Source organism: Ruegeria sp. N11 (genome assembly GCF_056531525.1).
The window spans coordinates 14,720-28,856 of the sequence record NZ_JBQFLX010000031.1 but is presented as its reverse complement, the minus strand read 5'-3'; the positions used below and the strand labels follow the sequence as shown (position 1 = coordinate 28,856).

The following is a 14,137-nucleotide window of genomic DNA, read 5'->3' as shown; positions in this document are numbered from 1 at the left end:
CAACGCATCTTCATCCGAATACCGCTTCCGAGCCATCCATCATCCCTTCCGTGACACCAAAATAGTGGCACAGTTTTACGGGGCTAAGACATGCTGTCGATCTTGGTGTGGCCAAGCAAGAGCTGCACCGCGCGTAGACTGCCTGCTTTCCGGTAGATCAGTGCCGCTTGGGTGCGTCTTAGTGAATGCGTGCCGTAATCGCTTGGCTCCAAACCAATCGCCGACACCCAATCGCGGACCAGACGCGCGTACTGTCGCCTTGATATATGCGGCCTTTCGTGGAAGCGGCTTGGGAAAAGGAAAGTGGATCCAAGCATCTCCGGGCGACATACCCAGGTCCAGATGGACTGGCGGGTGTTTTCCGAAACCTCGAATTGGGCTGGCCGCTTTGTTTTGCTCAGGACAACTGTCACGCGTTCGCGGACACGATCACCAATAACAAGATCGGCAACGTTCAAGCGAACCAGATCGCAGCCTCGCAGCTTGCTATCGATCGCAAGATTGAAGAGTGCCAAGTCCCTGAGATTGTCTGAGAGTTCAAGCCGGACGCGGATGGCCCAGACCTGCTTCGCGAGAAGCGGGCGTTTTTGGCCTATAAGGCGACCTTTATTCCACGGCGGGCGTTTCGGTGTGATGGCAGGAAGTTGAAAAATGGACATCAATTGTCCTCCATCCTTCCTTCCCTCTCCAGGCACCGACACCGGGTCGACCAACTGAATCTATCAGGGAGCTAAAGACAGGTTTCATCAGAGTACTCGACGTTCGTTAGCAGCGCAGCGTATGACCGCATCGAGCCCAAAGCAGTCGTATACAAGACCATGAAAACCCAGTGCTATTGGAATACTATTGCATACCCGGCGGCCCCGAATGACAGATCGGTGCCTTCGTCGCTCACTCAACAACCATGGCTACCACGAGAGCCTAGTGAATCTGACACCAGCGGACGTCTATCATGGCCGCGGAACGAAAATCCTGAAGGTGAGAGAGGAGATCAAGATGCAGACAATCCGGTAACATGCAGACAATCCGGTAACGGCAGTTGTAGAGCCAAGCCGCTGCTGCCTAAACTTCAACAGAAACCGAACTAGAGCCTCCGCTACGATACAGCATGTGTTCTCCAAAATACTCTGACAACGGGCAAAAGGTGTATTGACATAGCCTAAATGCGTAATGCACATTTAGACTATGAAGTCTGGTCATCTGATAAAAGTCACATCGAATGCGCTTGGTATCGATCAAGCGACAGTTCACTTTGTAGCAAGGAAGCTCCGTGAAGCAGGCTTTCTGACGACGGGAGCTCGTGGCGTGAACGCACCGGATATGACAACGCGTGATGCGGCGAGGCTAACGCTTGCTCTAATGACAGGCGCTCCACCAAACCGTATAGTCGAGACTTTTGAGATTTACCGTCAATTCCGGAATGATGAGTTCGAGCAGATCGAAACTGCAAGTGTAATTCAGCGTCTCGATTTCAAGCGAGAAAACACCGCCGAAGACTTCCTTGTTTACCTATTCGATTTCGTGTCGTCGCATCGGGACGAAGTGGATTCAGATATATCAATATATAACTTAAAATATAACGTCCATGAAAGACCAGCATACGTGATTTTTAAAAACGCCGGATTAGAAGTGTATTTCACGGCGGCTCACTTTCCCGAAATGGAAAAGTATGAATTCGAAGGTTACCCGACCGCGTGGCATAAGTCAGGGATTGCCAGATTATTTGAAATGGAAGGCATGCATGTCGAGCGCCAGATTTCGTTTGGAGAGATAGAGGCTATTGCTTCAGAGTTTGGATCTGAGTGATGCGACAAGTAGTCGAAGAAAACCAACCGGCCAAAACAGCGCCAATTGATCCTCGGGGTAAATTGACCCTGAACGGACATCTTGGTCAACGCTATGGAACAACGAACGTCTTGGGAGGCACTAGCAGTGGCTAACGCTAGTCTCACTATCAACGTTAATGAGAAACGCATGCTGAAACAGTCTGAGGCGGCGGTTTACACTGGACTTCCTCCAAAGCTCTTCAAAACAACGTGCCCCGTCCAACCAATTGAAATGCGGCCCGGCACAGTCCTTTGGGACAAGCGCGATCTGGACAATTGGATTGATACAATGAAGGAAGGGGCCGAGATGGCAACGCAGGACGTCATTCTTGGCAAGTTGTAATGACACGTGTCAGGGTTAGAGGTTTCAAGATATTCGATGATCGGCACGGGAAACCGCGCTGTTATCATCGCGCCACGAGTCACAAGATCGACCTGGAAAAAACTCCGTTAGGATCGGCTGAGTTTTTTGCGGAATTCGCCCGCATTGCTGCCATTGCCGAGGCGAGGAAGGCGCAAGCACCTAAGCCGGGAACCCTTGGCGGGCTGGTCAATGCCTATTTCCAGACTGAACACTATGGCAATCTGTCGGACGCCACCAAGCGCGACTATCGCAAGTGCGCTGACTTCCTGCACCCAATCCGGGACACACCTGTTTCCGCGATCAAGACGCCCCTAGTCTCGGGCATCCATGACAAGGCCGCAGGCAAGGTCGGCTGGCGGTGAGCAAACATGATCCGTACCTTCATGAGCCAAGTGTTCCGATACGCCATTCCAAAAGGCTTGATCGACCGCGACTATGCGAAGGCTGTTATTCCTAAGCCACGCCCGAAAGATCGGCCCTATGCCAACCGTCCTTGGACCATTGAGGAGGCTGTCGTAGTTCTGGATCGAGCCGCGCCGCACGTCCGAGCGGCGATTGCGCTGATTATGAACACTGGGCTTGATCCATCTGATGCGCTCAGGCTGACCCGTCGCCAGATCGACGGCAACACCATCTGGGGCGTCCGTGGCAAAACAGCGGAAGAGGTCGCCATTCCGATAGGCCCGACGCTGAAGAATGCGCTGGACGCGGCGCCGGCACACGACGCAGTGACAGTCCTCGCCACCTCCAAAGGCAAGCCTTGGACCTATAACGGCTTTTCGACGGTTTGGCACCGCTTCAAGATGAAGCTGGAAGCTGAGGGTGTCGTGCAAGCTGGACTAACGCTAAAGGGGCTGCGGCACACAGTTGCCACAACACTACGCGAGGCTGGACTTGAGGAACGCCAGATTGCGGACCTGCTGGGGCAAAAAACCCCATCGATGGCTCGCCATTATTCCCGATCCGCCAACTTGGCAGAGCGTAACCGGATAACAATGGAAACTCTGGAGAAGGAGAACGAACGCCGATCAAAAAATGTCAAACCCTTCAAGAAAACTGTCAAACCCTGAAAGGTTCAAGGATGAATATCGAGCATTATCAAGAGCTTGAATGGTGCCCGGGGGCGGAATCGAACCACCGACACGAGGATTTTCAATCCACTGCTCTACCCCTGAGCTACCCGGGCACGGGAACGACTTTCGTCGTTGGGTGGAGGCCTTCTATGACTTGCACCACGCAGTGTCCAGAGGCTTTTTGACATTTTTTCAATGCGGCCTTGGCGGCTCGAAATTCTCCCCGGATACATCTGCCTCTTCGTCCTCTTCCCGCTGGGAAGCGACCGCATAGGAGCCGTTCAGCCACTTGGCAAGATCGATGTCGGCACAGCGCTTTGAACAGAAGGGACGGAACCTGGTCACGGTGTCTTCACCACAGATCGGACAACTCATTTCAGCACCTCGGACAGGGGAATACGTCCGCGTTTGCGTTGCAATTCGTAGTGGCCCAGGGGCGTCCAGCCCGCCAGAGAGGTCTCGATGCCATCGGCCTTGAATGCAGCGCGCAAAGCCCCTTCGAAGCCTCTGCGATCCTTCTTGGGCATGGGGGCGAGATCCAGCGTGATCTGCCCACCCAGACCGCGTACGCGTAATGCGCGCGCCAGTGTCTTGGCACAGGCGAAGTTGGCTTTTGTTCCGGCGGCCAGCGACGTGTCGGCACCGGTATTCACATCCACCGCCACCAACGCGCGTGTCGGCTGAATGTACAGATGACCACCGCCTGGAAGAGGTTCGAAAATACCGCGCGCAACATCCAGCGCGTCGAGCACGCCATGGGTTTCGAAGCCTCCGGACTGGGTCACAACCTCGGCCGGATCAGTCCAGTCGCGCCATGCCAGAACGTGTGGGCTGTCGCCTTCCAGCAGCAACTCCGGCTCGGTCCCGGAGTCGTTCATGACCCGGTCGGCATTGGCCAGCATGGCGCTGATGTCTTCTGCGATTTCCTCGGCGTTCTCGCCCTGGCAGCACGAGCGCAGGATGAGGCCGTAGTCACTGCCGTCCATGCTTTCATGCGCGATCTCCAGAAGCCGGTCGCGCTCATCCTCGTCCCGGATCGAGCGCGAGATGTTCAGGCCCGGCGCATCAGGCGTGATGATCGCATAACGGCTTTTGAACAGGACGCGGTCCGTAACCGGCAGCGCCTTGCCCGGTTCCGCATACCCTGTGACCTGCACCAGCATCAATGTGCCAGGGGCCAGACCTTTGACCTGACGCAGAAACGCGGGGCCGTCGGGCGTGGTCAGGAACATTCCGCCCTGCCCTTTGACCGGGCGGTCGGCACGTGCGCGGTAAATCGTACCCGGCGCGGGGGCGTCTGCGGCAATCAGGAAATCGTCCAGCTTGCCATCCACCATCAGAGCGGCGGCTTCGCGGTCGTCGATGTGATCCAGAACGATGGTACGACCCTTCATGATACCTCACGATACAGGGGATAGCCGATGCCTTGCAAAAGAGCGGCGGTTTCGGAAAGGGGCAGGCCGACGATACCGGTGAAAGAGCCGGAAATCCACGGGATGAACGCCCCGGCGGGACCCTGAATGGCGTAAGCGCCCGCTTTGCCCTTCCAGTCTCCGGTCGCCAGATAGGCGTTGATTTCAACGTCAGACAGACGCTTGACCTTGACCTGAGAAACCACGTCACGCTGCAGGATCCGCTCTCCGCGCCGCACGGCGACCGAAGTTATCACGCGGTGGCGACGACCGGACAGAGCGTGCAGAAATTCAGCCGCCTGCCCTGCATCCTCGGGTTTGCCCAGAATACGGCGGCCTAGGGCCACGGTGGTGTCCGCACACAGGGTGACGTCATCGCTATCCGATTGAACTGCCAGTACTTTTGCGCGGGTGATGCGGTTGCAGTAGGGAACCGGCAATTCGCCCTTCAGGGGCGTTTCGTCGATATCGGGCGCGCGGATGGCATCGGGCTGCACGCCGAGCTGGGCCAACAGGTCCAGCCGTCTTGGGCTGCCCGATCCGAGAATAAACGCCATTGCGGCAGGCGTTATTTGAAGCGGTAGTTGATCCGACCCTTGGTCAGATCATAAGGGGTCATCTCGACCTGAACCTTGTCGCCGGCCAGAACACGGATGCGGTTCTTGCGCATCTTTCCTGCCGTATGTGCGATGATTTCATGGCCGTTTTCCAGCTCGACCCGAAACGTCGCATTAGGCAGGAGTTCCTTCACGACACCGGGAAATTCGAGCGTATCTTCCTTGGCCATGTTGTCTCCATCATTACGTTGCACCTGCAGAATCTACAGGGATGTGCGCTTAAATGAGCCTATTTCGGCCTTATTTCAAGGGCGGAATCATCTAAAGGCTGGATATTGTGACCGATTCGGCGCGGGGTGGCTGTTCGTCCCAGTGGGTTCTGTTCAGAACATGGCCATCGGCGCGAACCTCGGCAATGGCGGACAGATCGACATCTGCATAGGTCCACCCCGGCTGGTTCAGGGTGCCTTCGGCCAGTACTCCGGTCTGGGGAAAGCCCTTGTCGGGCGGACCAAATATGCCACCTGTGCCGGTGTTCATGTCGACCGCCTCGGACCAATCGTTACGCCCAACCAGCGACGACATAACCGTAACACATTGATTTTCCAACGCCCTTGACATCGCACCGATGCGAACGCGCCAATATCCCGACAGCGCCTCGGTGCAGGATGGCACCAGGATCAGATCGGCCTCGTTCAAGGCGCGACCCAGCAGGGGAAACTCGCTGTCATAGCAAATGAGGATGCCAATTTTGCCAAGAGCCGTGTCGAAAAGCCTGAGCGGACCACCGGGGGCTATGTCCCAGATCTCACGCTCGAACCGGGTCATGATTTGCTTGTCCTGATGCGCGACACCACCGTCCGGCGCATAGAAAACGGCCCGGTTCACGGGGCGGCCCGAACCGTCAATCACCGGTGCCGATGCGCCCAGAATGTATGTTTTGTACGTCTGCGCAAGGCGGGTGTGCAGGTTTTGTACGTCCTCCATCCGCCCGGAAACCGCCTGGATCGAGCGCTCCAGATCACCGGCCACCCCGGCACCGTCCAATGTCGACAATTCCATCGCGCCGTATTCGGGAAAGACCAGCAGGTCGGCGCCCTGCCCAGAGGCCTCGGCGACCCAGCGGTCCAGCTTGTCCTCATACTGGCTCCAACTGTCGAGCCAGTCTAGATCGTATGCGGCGGTTGCGACTTTCATCGATGTGTCCTCGGTTCAAAGTTGCTGGGACATTAGAGGCGGAGGTGGCGGACTGTACAGCGCAATTCCCTCGAACGTTTGAATTGCGCATCCGACTACAGCTGCGACACGAGGCCGACGGTTAGCGACAGGCCACCACCCGCCTGTGTCCCACAAGCGGGCTTTTTGGCAATAAACAGGAGTTTTTCGGCCAAAAACCCCTTGCGCCCCTATGCCAATGTGACCATTTTCCCCCGCGACTCGCGACGGACAGAAAAGGGAAAAGACCATGCCGATTACCACCGATCAACTCGCTGCCGCCCGCCAAGCCTGGGGTGACGGCCTAATCTCCGTTTCCAAAGCCTTTGAAGACGGCGGTGTCGACGCGGCACGTACTGTGGCCGGCGGGTTTCTGGACTCGGCTTATGGCTTTGATCTGGGGCCGGTCCTGTTCAAGCCAACCCTGGCCAGTGGCGAGCAGACATTTCGCCCGACCCGCCATAGCGCACTTTGCTATTACTGCGGCCATTCCGAAGAATACCCGCTGGATGCCGGTTTCGGGATCATGGGCTGGCGTAAGGTGGAAAACGAGACCTCGGCCTCCTTCATCGAAGGCGATGTGGCGATGTGGATGGGCAAGTTCAGCCTGACCAACAAGGATGGAAGCATCACTCAGGTCGACAAGAGCTTTGGCTACAAGAAAGACAGCAACGGTCGGCTGCGGATCGTGCTGCACCACTCGTCCCTGCCGTACCAGCCTTGACGCCAAAAGGGCCATCGGCCCAAATCGACAGATCATTCACCGCGTCAACGCGGTGAATGATGGCTTTGTCGGCAAGCGACCAAAGCGGCCTACAAATCCCTGATCCAGAACTGCAAAGGCTTATGGGTCTCGCCCTTTTCCCCGATATCCTTCCACGAAAACTGCGCGATGACGCCGGGAAGCGGTGCGTATCCGCGCGCGCGCCAGAAGGCGTCGAGCGGCCGGTATGTTTCGGGGCGCTTCGGGTGGTCGGCAGGACGCTGGACGCCGCAGAACGCACATTTAGAAAACCCGTGGCTGCGGGCGTGGGCTTCTCGCAGGTCGAAGAACTTGTGGCCGACGCCCTGCCCGCGATAGTCGGGTAGCAACACGGATTCCGCACAATAGAAGATGTCACCCAGATCCAGCCCGGTTCCGTCGAACGCCGCCGCGAAATCGTCGGCGTGGTCGGTCAGCGGTGCGCCGGTCGATGCGCCGATGCGGCGATCGCCGTCGAAGGCGCCGACCATTATGGCGCGGTCGCTGTCGCGGTAGGATTGCAGATACTTCCGTTCGTAATCCAGATCGCCGTCATAGAGATAAGGCCAGGCGCGGAACACCTGGATCCGAAGCCGCGCCACATCATCCAGCGCGGCCTCCAATGCCGCGCCGGTCAGGGTGCGGACCTCGCTCACCTCAGGCATTTGCGACCTGACGGGTCCAGTCGGCAAGATTGTAGAAGGTGGTAACGCGGGTGATTTTGCCGTCCTTGAGGTCAAAGAAGGACCCTGCGGGCAGGCGGTAGGTCTGGCCGTTGGCTTGCGGCAATCCTTCATCCGTTTCCAGATAGGTGCCGTTGACGATGAACTCGGCGGCGGCGCGGGTGCCATCTTCGGCCTCGAAAACCACGATATCGGTCAGGTTCTCGCGGTAGCAGTGGTTCATATGAGCACAGAAGGCTGCGAACTTTTCCTTGCCCACACGGATCTGGCCTTCGTTCACGTGATGGGCCACATCATCGGACAAACAGGCCAGCATGCCGTCCACGTCTCCGGCGTTGAAGGCTTCGAAATAGGTTTTGACGGTCGCGTTCATGATCTCTCCGTTGGTTCGCCCCAGCGATCTTTCAGATGCTGAATGATCTGATCGCGGGTCTGACGGTAGTGATGTAGCTTTTGTTCGCGTGTCTCGCCCAGTCCGGTAGGGTCCATTATTGGCCAATAATCGACATCGAGGTGAAAAACACGGGTCAGTTCCAGCGCCTTGCGTTGACTGGCAGGCGACAACGCAACCACCAGATCGAAGGAACTGAGGTCATCGCCCCATTCTTCCATCTCGTCGAACGACCGAGAGCGGTGGCGCGACAGTTCGACATCGATTTCCTGACAGGCGGCAATGCAGAACCCGTCGATTTCCAGATCGTTATGCACGCCGGCAGACTGAACATAGGTGCCGGTGCCATAGAACTTCTTCATGATCCCCTCGGCCATGGGAGACCGGACCGCGTTGTGGTCGCAACAGAACAGGACCGACTGCGGCAACGGCTTCACGCGTCAGCCTCCGAAATGCAACACGCAGATCAGCGTGAACAGGCGGCGGGCGGTATCGGTATCGATGTCGGCCTTCCCTTCCAGCCGTTCCTGCAGCACGCGGCTGCCTTCGTTGTGGATACCGCGGCGGGCCATGTCGATGGTTTCGATCTGGCTGGGCGGCAGGGTCTTCACGGCATCGAAATAGCTTTCGCAGATCTGGAAGTAATCCTTGACCACTTGCCGGAACGGCCCCAGCGACAGGTGAAACTCGGCCGCCTTTTCGCTGGCCTCGGTTTCGATGTCGAAAACCAGCCGTTTGTCGCGGATCGACAATTGCAGGTGATAAGGGCCGTCGGGCACGGTACGACCGTCGCGCTGGGGCAGCGTAAAGGTGTTCTCTTCGAGCAGATCATAGATCGCGACCTTACGCTCCTGCTCGATCTCGGGGGTCGGCGGAGGCAGGTTTCGGTCATCCAGTTCGATATGCGAAATGCGGGTCATAGATCATTTGGTCCGTTCAGGTCTGGCCAGACTTATCGTAAGAGTTCTGAATGGGCAATGCGTGGGTTCGGATGCCGCGGGCCCTGTCACAAAGGGTGGTCCGAAGGGTCGATTCCGTGCTTGCGCAGCAGCGTGTCGACCAGTGATCCCGGATTGATCGGGCGACCCGAGAAGATCCTGCGGAACCACGATCCAAAGAAATGGATCGACATCTGCCGCTGCCAGTTCAGGGTGTCCAGTTTGGACAGGTCCGGTTCGTTCCACAGCGACCGGTGGCGCAGCGGGATCGGGTAGAGCAGCGTACGAGGAACGCTCATCTCGTGTTCGGGTGTCGGGAAGATGTAATGGAACAGCATGGGCGGGCCGAAGCTGAAGATGGGCAGGCTCCAATGCGTGGATTTGCCGTAGAGTTCCAGGTAAGTGGTCTTTTGCTGATCGCTCCACCAGGGCGGAACCAAATCGCTGTCGAAGGCGAAATCGCACATGTTCCGCAAGGCCGGGCTGTCGCCGGGCAAGGCCAGCACCCCGTTCATGATGCGGCGGGTTTTGCGGTTCGCCTTGGGGAACAGGTAGCCGTTTTCGGTTTCAAACGGGCGCAGGGCGTAGGCGTCGGTGTCCACCCAGATGTAATCTGTCTGCTGCAGCAGTTTCAGCCGAAACAGATCGGCATGCACGGCCGCCGACCGGGTGACGGGGTCGCGGATAATCTCGGGGGTATCGAATATCTCGCGCGCGTCGCGGGCTTCGATATAGTCCGGAATGTCCTGCAGATCGCCGTAATGGTAGACGATCGGCGTCTGATCCACGTCGGCGAAGGATTTCAGGCACAAATGTTCCAGAAAGCTGAACCGTTCTCCGATCCAAAGGGTCGCCACACGTTCCAATAGACTGATCCTTGCTGGTCGGTGAACGGTTTAGCGGTCAATCGAGCGCCCCGGAACCCGTCCCCGGCCAGGGTAGGGTCGGCTGTGGCCCGCAGGCCATAGCTTTACCCGTTCAGCCGCCTGAGGCGGGCCGTGACGGACAGCCCGTGCGCCTCGAGGCTTTCAGATGTGGCCAGTTGCTCGGCGGCGGGCCCGATCGCGCGCAGGGCTTCGGGCGTCATGTGGCTGAGCGTGGTGCGCTTGAGGAAATCCATAACACTGAGGCCCGAAGAAAACCGGGCGGAACGCGCGGTCGGCAGCACGTGGTTGGGGCCGCCGACATAATCGCCAATGGCCTCGGGCGTGTATTGCCCAAGGAAAATGGCACCTGCGTGAACGGTCTTCGCGCTCAGCGCCACCGGGTCGGCCACGCAAAGCTCAAGATGTTCAGGGGCGATGCGATTTGACAACGCGGCAGCCTGTTCCAGATCGCGCACGGTAATGACGGCGCCGAAATCGCGCCAGCTGGCCCCGGCAATCACGCGGCGCTGCAAGGTCTGGAGGCGCTTTTCGACCGCCTGCGCGACCGCCTGCCCGAATGCGGCGTCGTCGGTGATAAGGATCGACTGCGCGCTTTCGTCATGTTCGGCCTGGCTGAGGAGGTCCAGCGCGATCCAGTCGGGGTCATTGTCCTTGTCGGCGATCACCAGAATCTCGGACGGGCCCGCGATCATGTCGATGCCGACCTTGCCAAAGACCCGGCGCTTGGCTGCCGCGACAAAAGCATTGCCCGGACCGGTGATCTTGTCCACGGGCGCGATGGTCTTTGTCCCGTAGGCCAACGCGGCAATCGCCTGTGCACCGCCGATGCGATACACCTCGTCCACACCGGATAGTTGTGCGGCCAGCAGGACCAGCGGGTTCACCTGCCCGTCCGGTGTCGGCACCACGATGGCCAGACGTTCAACCCCGGCGACCTTGGCGGGAATGGCGTTCATCAGAACGGAAGAGGGATAGGACGCAAGCCCGCCCGGCACATAGAGCCCCGCTGCCGAAACCGCCGTCCAGCGCCAACCCAGTGTCGCCCCGGCCTCATCGGTCCATTGTGCGTTCTGTGGAAGCTGTTTTTCGTGATAGGCACGGATGCGATCCGCCGCCAGTTCCAGCGCCTCGCGGTCGTCGGCCGAAACCTGTGCAACCGCTGCTGAGATTTCAGCCGCAGAAAAGGCCATGGTTTCCGGTGTCAGGTCCAGCCGATCAAACCTTGAGGTCAGCTCGATCACCGCTGCATCGCCCCGGGTGCGCACATCGTCGATGATCTGCGCAACCACCGCATCCACATCCGGACTGTCCTCGCGTTTGGCGGACAACAGGGTCTGAAAGGCGCTTTCGAAGTCGGGCGCGGTCGTATCGATGAAAACGGGCATGATCTGGCACTCCGGACGTTTGACGCGGGACATATCGCCGGGAGGGGCGGGCCTCAACCCTCCGTCGTCGGGGTGCAGCGATTTGCGCATGGCAAAGCAGGACAGATCCATGCGGTCGCAACACTGCCCGGTGGCCTGCCAGCCGTGGCGCAGATAGAAATCTTGCGCGGTTTGCGTTGCCTCAAGTCGGGCATCGGAACATCCCGCAGCGATCAGTTCTTGTTCCATGCGGTTCAACAATGCCGAACCAAGACCACGGCCGGTATGATCCGGATCGATGTAAAGCAGAGTGATCTCTCCGGTTTCAAACAAACCGCCGACGGCAGCTACCTGCCCGGCCCGCTCGGCCAGCCAGATCTGCGAACCGGGTTTGATCCAGCTCCGGATCGTGGCCGGGTCCTTGTTTTCAGTCCATTGCGCGATGGCCCCGGGGTCGTTCTGATGATCTGCCGTGCAAAGCTGGGTGATCGACCGGATCAGAACCCGGCTGATGTCGAACACATCAAAAACGGTAGCGCGGCGCAGAATGACACCTTCTGGAGCAGCAGAAAACGCCTGAGATATGCCGCGCTTGTTCTGCATCTATTCGGGATGGTGCGGGGCATGCCCGGACGGGGCCCGGTAAGGGCGCGTGACGTCCTTGAGCGTGGCATCCAGCGCCTCGACCGTCAGCCGGATCGCACCGTCCCCGGCCAGCGTCAGCAACACTTGACCCGCGCCTTCTTCGCCCGGTTCAAAATCGACCGACAGCAGTGACATCACCATATCCTTTTCGCTGCGGTCGACACCTTGGCTGGCAACGGACAGGACCGAGTCGAACACCAACACGGATTGCACGCGCTCGAACGGGCGGCCCCGGCGGTCGGCTGCGTCCTTGTCTTCCCAGCGGAAGCGGTTGAGCAGCAGGCCAAAGCGGCGCTGCGAAGGTTGCCATTTCATCTCGGTCGCAGGGAAAACCGCGTCCTGTGCAAGGGTCGAGATCACCTGCAGGTCATCGCCGTCCTCGGCCCCCAGATTCAGCGGCGCCTCGCGCCCGTCTTCGAAACTTGCGTCTGTCATTCGCCCTTGATCCGTTCAATCTTTGCGCCCACGCCTTCCAGCTTGCGCACCACATGTTCATATCCGCGGTCCAGATGATAGACCCGGCTAACCGTTGTTTCACCTTCCGCCGCCATTCCGGCAAGGATCAGCGACACCGAGGCCCGCAGGTCGGTCGCCATGACCGGCGCCCCTTTGAGCTTTTCAACACCAGTGACGGTCGCCGTGCCGCCATGCACCTCGATATGCGCGCCCATGCGGACCAGTTCGGGGGCGTGCATGAATCGGTTCTCGAAAATCCGCTCTTCCAAGACCGAGGTACCTTCGGCCGTGCACATCAGCGCCATCATCTGCGCCTGCAGGTCGGTGGGAAAGCCCGGGAAAGGTTCCGTGACAACGTCCACGGCGCTGACGCGGCCATTCTTGCGCGCGACCTTCAAGCCCTTTTCGGTCTCACTCACGTTGATGCCGGCCGCATCCAGCTTGGCCGCGAAGGATTCGACCAGAGACATCCGGCCGCCCAGCAACTCAACCTCGCCACCGCAGATCGCGGGGGCCAGCATGTAGGTGCCGAGTTCAATCCGGTCGGTCACCACCTGATGCGTCGCGCCATGCAGCCGGTCGACACCCTGAATTTCGATGGTCGACGTGCCCTCACCCGAGATTTGCGCGCCCATCTTGCGCAGGCATTCGACCAGATCGACGATTTCAGGCTCTCGGGCTGCGTTTTTCAGGACCGTGGTACCCTTGGCCAGCGTCGCGGCCATGACGATGTTTTCCGTCGCCCCAACAGAGGCGAACCGCATCTCGTGCACGGCGCCTTTCAGGCCACCCGGCGCGCTGGCGTGCAGGTAACCGTCTTTCAGCGCGATCTCGGCGCCCAGCGCTTCTAGCCCTTCAACGTGCAGGTCCATGGGCCGCGCACCGATCGCGCAGCCGCCGGGCAGCGACACGACCGCCTCGCCAAAGCGGGCCAGCAACGGGCCCAGCACCAGGTTCGAGGCGCGCATCTTACGCACGATATCGTAGTCGGCGACATGGCTGGTCAGGGTGTGACTGGACATCGCGATCACCTGACCGTCCTGCAGCGCGGACACCTCGGCCCCCAACGACTGCAGCAGCGTGGTCATGGTCTTGATGTCGCTTAGCCGCGGTGCGTTGGTCAGCGTAAGCGGTTCTTCGCTCAGCAAGGTTGCGGGCATCAGCGTCAGACACGCGTTTTTGGCCCCCGCAATCGGTATCTGACCTTTGAGAGGGCCGTTGCCCGTCACCAGAATCGAATCCATCTGCTCTTATCCCTCGTCCTTGTCGGCCTTGTCTTCGGATGCTGCGCGCGCCTTGGCCTGTGCCTTGCGCCGCGCCATATTCGCCTTGAGCGCCGCTTTCAGTCGCTCTTCCCGCGCGTCCGCGGAATTGCCGCGTTTTTTGGGTGATTTGTTGTCTGCCATGACCTTTCTCTACAGGAGGCGAAAAAAACCGTCCAGACACCCTTGCGCCGCGTTTCGTTTGAGTCTAATCACCCGCCCACAGCGCTGCTGTAGCTCAGAGGTAGAGCACTCCCTTGGTAAGGGAGAGGTCGAGAGTTCAATTCTCTCCAGCAGCACCATAAAATCAGCGCTTTACGAG

19 protein-coding genes, 2 tRNA genes and 1 pseudogene are annotated in these 14,137 nt (G+C 58.9%); 5 read left to right on the top strand and 17 right to left on the bottom strand.

Annotated elements, in window-relative coordinates:
• Positions 1–83: 83 nt before the first annotated feature.
• Positions 84–659, bottom strand: coding sequence for a tyrosine-type recombinase/integrase (locus tag ACR0J8_RS22675; protein WP_480892472.1), 576 nt, complete (start codon positions 657–659; stop codon positions 84–86).
• A gap of 526 nt (positions 660–1,185) precedes the next feature.
• On the opposite strand from ACR0J8_RS22675, the gene ACR0J8_RS22670 reads away from it, so the two are divergent.
• From ACR0J8_RS22670 to ACR0J8_RS22660, 3 genes are all read left to right on the top strand, one after another.
• On the top strand, positions 1,186–1,806 hold the full coding sequence (locus tag ACR0J8_RS22670) for a hypothetical protein (protein ID WP_480892469.1): 621 nt from the start codon (positions 1,186–1,188) through the stop codon (positions 1,804–1,806).
• Between the two features lie 362 nt (positions 1,807–2,168).
• Positions 2,169–2,552, top strand: coding sequence for a hypothetical protein (locus ACR0J8_RS22665; protein WP_480892467.1), 384 nt, complete (start codon positions 2,169–2,171; stop codon positions 2,550–2,552).
• A gap of 6 nt (positions 2,553–2,558) precedes the next feature.
• On the top strand, positions 2,559–3,260 hold the full coding sequence (locus tag ACR0J8_RS22660) for a tyrosine-type recombinase/integrase (protein ID WP_480892464.1): 702 nt from the start codon (positions 2,559–2,561) through the stop codon (positions 3,258–3,260).
• A gap of 41 nt (positions 3,261–3,301) precedes the next feature.
• On the opposite strand, the gene ACR0J8_RS22655 is transcribed toward ACR0J8_RS22660, so the two are convergent.
• From ACR0J8_RS22655 to ACR0J8_RS22630, 6 genes are all read right to left on the bottom strand, one after another.
• Positions 3,302–3,376: transfer RNA gene (locus tag ACR0J8_RS22655), tRNA-Phe, on the bottom strand.
• Between the two features lie 79 nt (positions 3,377–3,455).
• On the bottom strand, positions 3,456–3,638 hold the full coding sequence (locus tag ACR0J8_RS22650; RefSeq protein WP_480527489.1) for a DNA gyrase inhibitor YacG: 183 nt from the start codon (positions 3,636–3,638) through the stop codon (positions 3,456–3,458).
• On the bottom strand, positions 3,635–4,657 hold the full coding sequence (locus tag ACR0J8_RS22645; protein WP_480892460.1) for a ribonuclease E/G: 1,023 nt from the start codon (positions 4,655–4,657) through the stop codon (positions 3,635–3,637). Before ACR0J8_RS22645 ends, ACR0J8_RS22650 begins: the two co-directional genes overlap by 4 nt.
• Positions 4,654–5,232, bottom strand: a complete 579-nt coding sequence (locus tag ACR0J8_RS22640) for a Maf family protein (protein WP_480527486.1) — start codon at positions 5,230–5,232, stop codon at positions 4,654–4,656. Before ACR0J8_RS22640 ends, ACR0J8_RS22645 begins: the two co-directional genes overlap by 4 nt.
• Before the next feature lie 11 nt (positions 5,233–5,243).
• Positions 5,244–5,462 (bottom strand): translation initiation factor IF-1, encoded by a 219-nt coding sequence (gene infA, locus ACR0J8_RS22635; RefSeq protein ID WP_005978431.1) that lies wholly within the window; start codon positions 5,460–5,462, stop codon positions 5,244–5,246.
• A 91-nt stretch (positions 5,463–5,553) separates the two neighbouring features.
• Entirely contained in the window at positions 5,554–6,429 is an 876-nt protein-coding gene (locus tag ACR0J8_RS22630; protein ID WP_480527484.1) for a carbon-nitrogen hydrolase family protein, read from the bottom strand.
• Between the two features lie 268 nt (positions 6,430–6,697).
• Between ACR0J8_RS22630 and ACR0J8_RS22625 the strand changes: the two genes are divergently transcribed.
• Positions 6,698–7,171: a phosphoribosyl-AMP cyclohydrolase gene (locus tag ACR0J8_RS22625; RefSeq protein WP_480527482.1), complete on the top strand. Its 474-nt coding sequence runs from the start codon at positions 6,698–6,700 to the stop codon at positions 7,169–7,171.
• Between the two features lie 89 nt (positions 7,172–7,260).
• Here the strand turns inward: ACR0J8_RS22625 and ACR0J8_RS22620 are convergent, their stop codons facing one another.
• The 10 genes and pseudogenes from ACR0J8_RS22620 to ACR0J8_RS22575 form a co-directional block, all read right to left on the bottom strand.
• Complete coding sequence (locus ACR0J8_RS22620; RefSeq protein WP_480527481.1) at positions 7,261–7,854, bottom strand: GNAT family N-acetyltransferase; 594 nt, start codon at positions 7,852–7,854, stop codon at positions 7,261–7,263.
• Complete coding sequence (locus ACR0J8_RS22615; RefSeq protein WP_480527479.1) at positions 7,847–8,245, bottom strand: ketosteroid isomerase-related protein; 399 nt, start codon at positions 8,243–8,245, stop codon at positions 7,847–7,849. Before ACR0J8_RS22615 ends, ACR0J8_RS22620 begins: the two co-directional genes overlap by 8 nt.
• Positions 8,242–8,700: an arsenate-mycothiol transferase ArsC gene (locus ACR0J8_RS22610; RefSeq protein WP_170619887.1), complete on the bottom strand. Its 459-nt coding sequence runs from the start codon at positions 8,698–8,700 to the stop codon at positions 8,242–8,244. The genes ACR0J8_RS22615 and ACR0J8_RS22610 overlap by 4 nt, the downstream gene beginning before the upstream one ends.
• Before the next feature lie 3 nt (positions 8,701–8,703).
• Complete coding sequence (locus ACR0J8_RS22605) at positions 8,704–9,183, bottom strand: UPF0262 family protein (RefSeq protein WP_170807803.1); 480 nt, start codon at positions 9,181–9,183, stop codon at positions 8,704–8,706.
• Positions 9,184–9,269: 86 nt separating this feature from the next.
• Complete coding sequence (locus tag ACR0J8_RS22600) at positions 9,270–10,067, bottom strand: glycosyltransferase family 32 protein (protein WP_480527476.1); 798 nt, start codon at positions 10,065–10,067, stop codon at positions 9,270–9,272.
• Positions 10,068–10,171: 104 nt separating this feature from the next.
• Positions 10,172–11,473: a histidinol dehydrogenase gene (gene hisD, locus ACR0J8_RS22595; protein WP_480527497.1), complete on the bottom strand. Its 1,302-nt coding sequence runs from the start codon at positions 11,471–11,473 to the stop codon at positions 10,172–10,174.
• A gap of 87 nt (positions 11,474–11,560) precedes the next feature.
• Positions 11,561–12,055, bottom strand: a pseudogene (locus ACR0J8_RS22590) (GNAT family N-acetyltransferase); the annotation flags it as partial.
• Positions 12,056–12,532 (bottom strand): DUF2948 family protein, encoded by a 477-nt coding sequence (locus tag ACR0J8_RS22585; RefSeq protein WP_480892454.1) that lies wholly within the window; start codon positions 12,530–12,532, stop codon positions 12,056–12,058.
• Positions 12,529–13,797: a UDP-N-acetylglucosamine 1-carboxyvinyltransferase gene (gene murA / locus ACR0J8_RS22580; RefSeq protein ID WP_480527474.1), complete on the bottom strand. Its 1,269-nt coding sequence runs from the start codon at positions 13,795–13,797 to the stop codon at positions 12,529–12,531. Before murA ends, ACR0J8_RS22585 begins: the two co-directional genes overlap by 4 nt.
• A 6-nt stretch (positions 13,798–13,803) precedes the next feature.
• Entirely contained in the window at positions 13,804–13,959 is a 156-nt protein-coding gene (locus tag ACR0J8_RS22575; RefSeq protein ID WP_480527472.1) for a hypothetical protein, read from the bottom strand.
• Between the two features lie 83 nt (positions 13,960–14,042).
• Here ACR0J8_RS22575 and ACR0J8_RS22570 point away from each other — a divergent pair.
• Positions 14,043–14,117: transfer RNA gene (locus ACR0J8_RS22570), tRNA-Thr, on the top strand.
• Positions 14,118–14,137: the final 20 nt, after the last annotated feature.

Excerpts from the sequence above, each read along its gene's own strand:
- ACR0J8_RS22675 (WP_480892472.1), bottom strand. The coding sequence starts at position 659 with ATGTCCATTTTTCAACTTCCTGCCATCACACCGAAACGCCCGCCGTGG.
- ACR0J8_RS22670 (WP_480892469.1), top strand. The coding sequence starts at position 1,186 with ATGAAGTCTGGTCATCTGATAAAAGTCACATCGAATGCGCTTGGTATC.
- ACR0J8_RS22665 (WP_480892467.1), top strand. The coding sequence starts at position 2,169 with ATGACACGTGTCAGGGTTAGAGGTTTCAAGATATTCGATGATCGGCAC.
- ACR0J8_RS22660 (WP_480892464.1), top strand. The coding sequence starts at position 2,559 with ATGATCCGTACCTTCATGAGCCAAGTGTTCCGATACGCCATTCCAAAA.
- ACR0J8_RS22650 (WP_480527489.1), bottom strand. The coding sequence starts at position 3,638 with ATGAGTTGTCCGATCTGTGGTGAAGACACCGTGACCAGGTTCCGTCCC.
- ACR0J8_RS22645 (WP_480892460.1), bottom strand. The coding sequence starts at position 4,657 with ATGAAGGGTCGTACCATCGTTCTGGATCACATCGACGACCGCGAAGCC.
- ACR0J8_RS22640 (WP_480527486.1), bottom strand. The coding sequence starts at position 5,232 with ATGGCGTTTATTCTCGGATCGGGCAGCCCAAGACGGCTGGACCTGTTG.
- infA (WP_005978431.1), bottom strand. The coding sequence starts at position 5,462 with ATGGCCAAGGAAGATACGCTCGAATTTCCCGGTGTCGTGAAGGAACTC.
- ACR0J8_RS22630 (WP_480527484.1), bottom strand. The coding sequence starts at position 6,429 with ATGAAAGTCGCAACCGCCGCATACGATCTAGACTGGCTCGACAGTTGG.
- ACR0J8_RS22625 (WP_480527482.1), top strand. The coding sequence starts at position 6,698 with ATGCCGATTACCACCGATCAACTCGCTGCCGCCCGCCAAGCCTGGGGT.
- ACR0J8_RS22620 (WP_480527481.1), bottom strand. The coding sequence starts at position 7,854 with ATGCCTGAGGTGAGCGAGGTCCGCACCCTGACCGGCGCGGCATTGGAG.
- ACR0J8_RS22615 (WP_480527479.1), bottom strand. The coding sequence starts at position 8,245 with ATGAACGCGACCGTCAAAACCTATTTCGAAGCCTTCAACGCCGGAGAC.
- ACR0J8_RS22605 (WP_170807803.1), bottom strand. The coding sequence starts at position 9,183 with ATGACCCGCATTTCGCATATCGAACTGGATGACCGAAACCTGCCTCCG.
- hisD (WP_480527497.1), bottom strand. The coding sequence starts at position 11,473 with ATGCCCGTTTTCATCGATACGACCGCGCCCGACTTCGAAAGCGCCTTT.
- ACR0J8_RS22585 (WP_480892454.1), bottom strand. The coding sequence starts at position 12,532 with ATGACAGACGCAAGTTTCGAAGACGGGCGCGAGGCGCCGCTGAATCTG.
- murA (WP_480527474.1), bottom strand. The coding sequence starts at position 13,797 with ATGGATTCGATTCTGGTGACGGGCAACGGCCCTCTCAAAGGTCAGATA.
- ACR0J8_RS22575 (WP_480527472.1), bottom strand. The coding sequence starts at position 13,959 with ATGGCAGACAACAAATCACCCAAAAAACGCGGCAATTCCGCGGACGCG.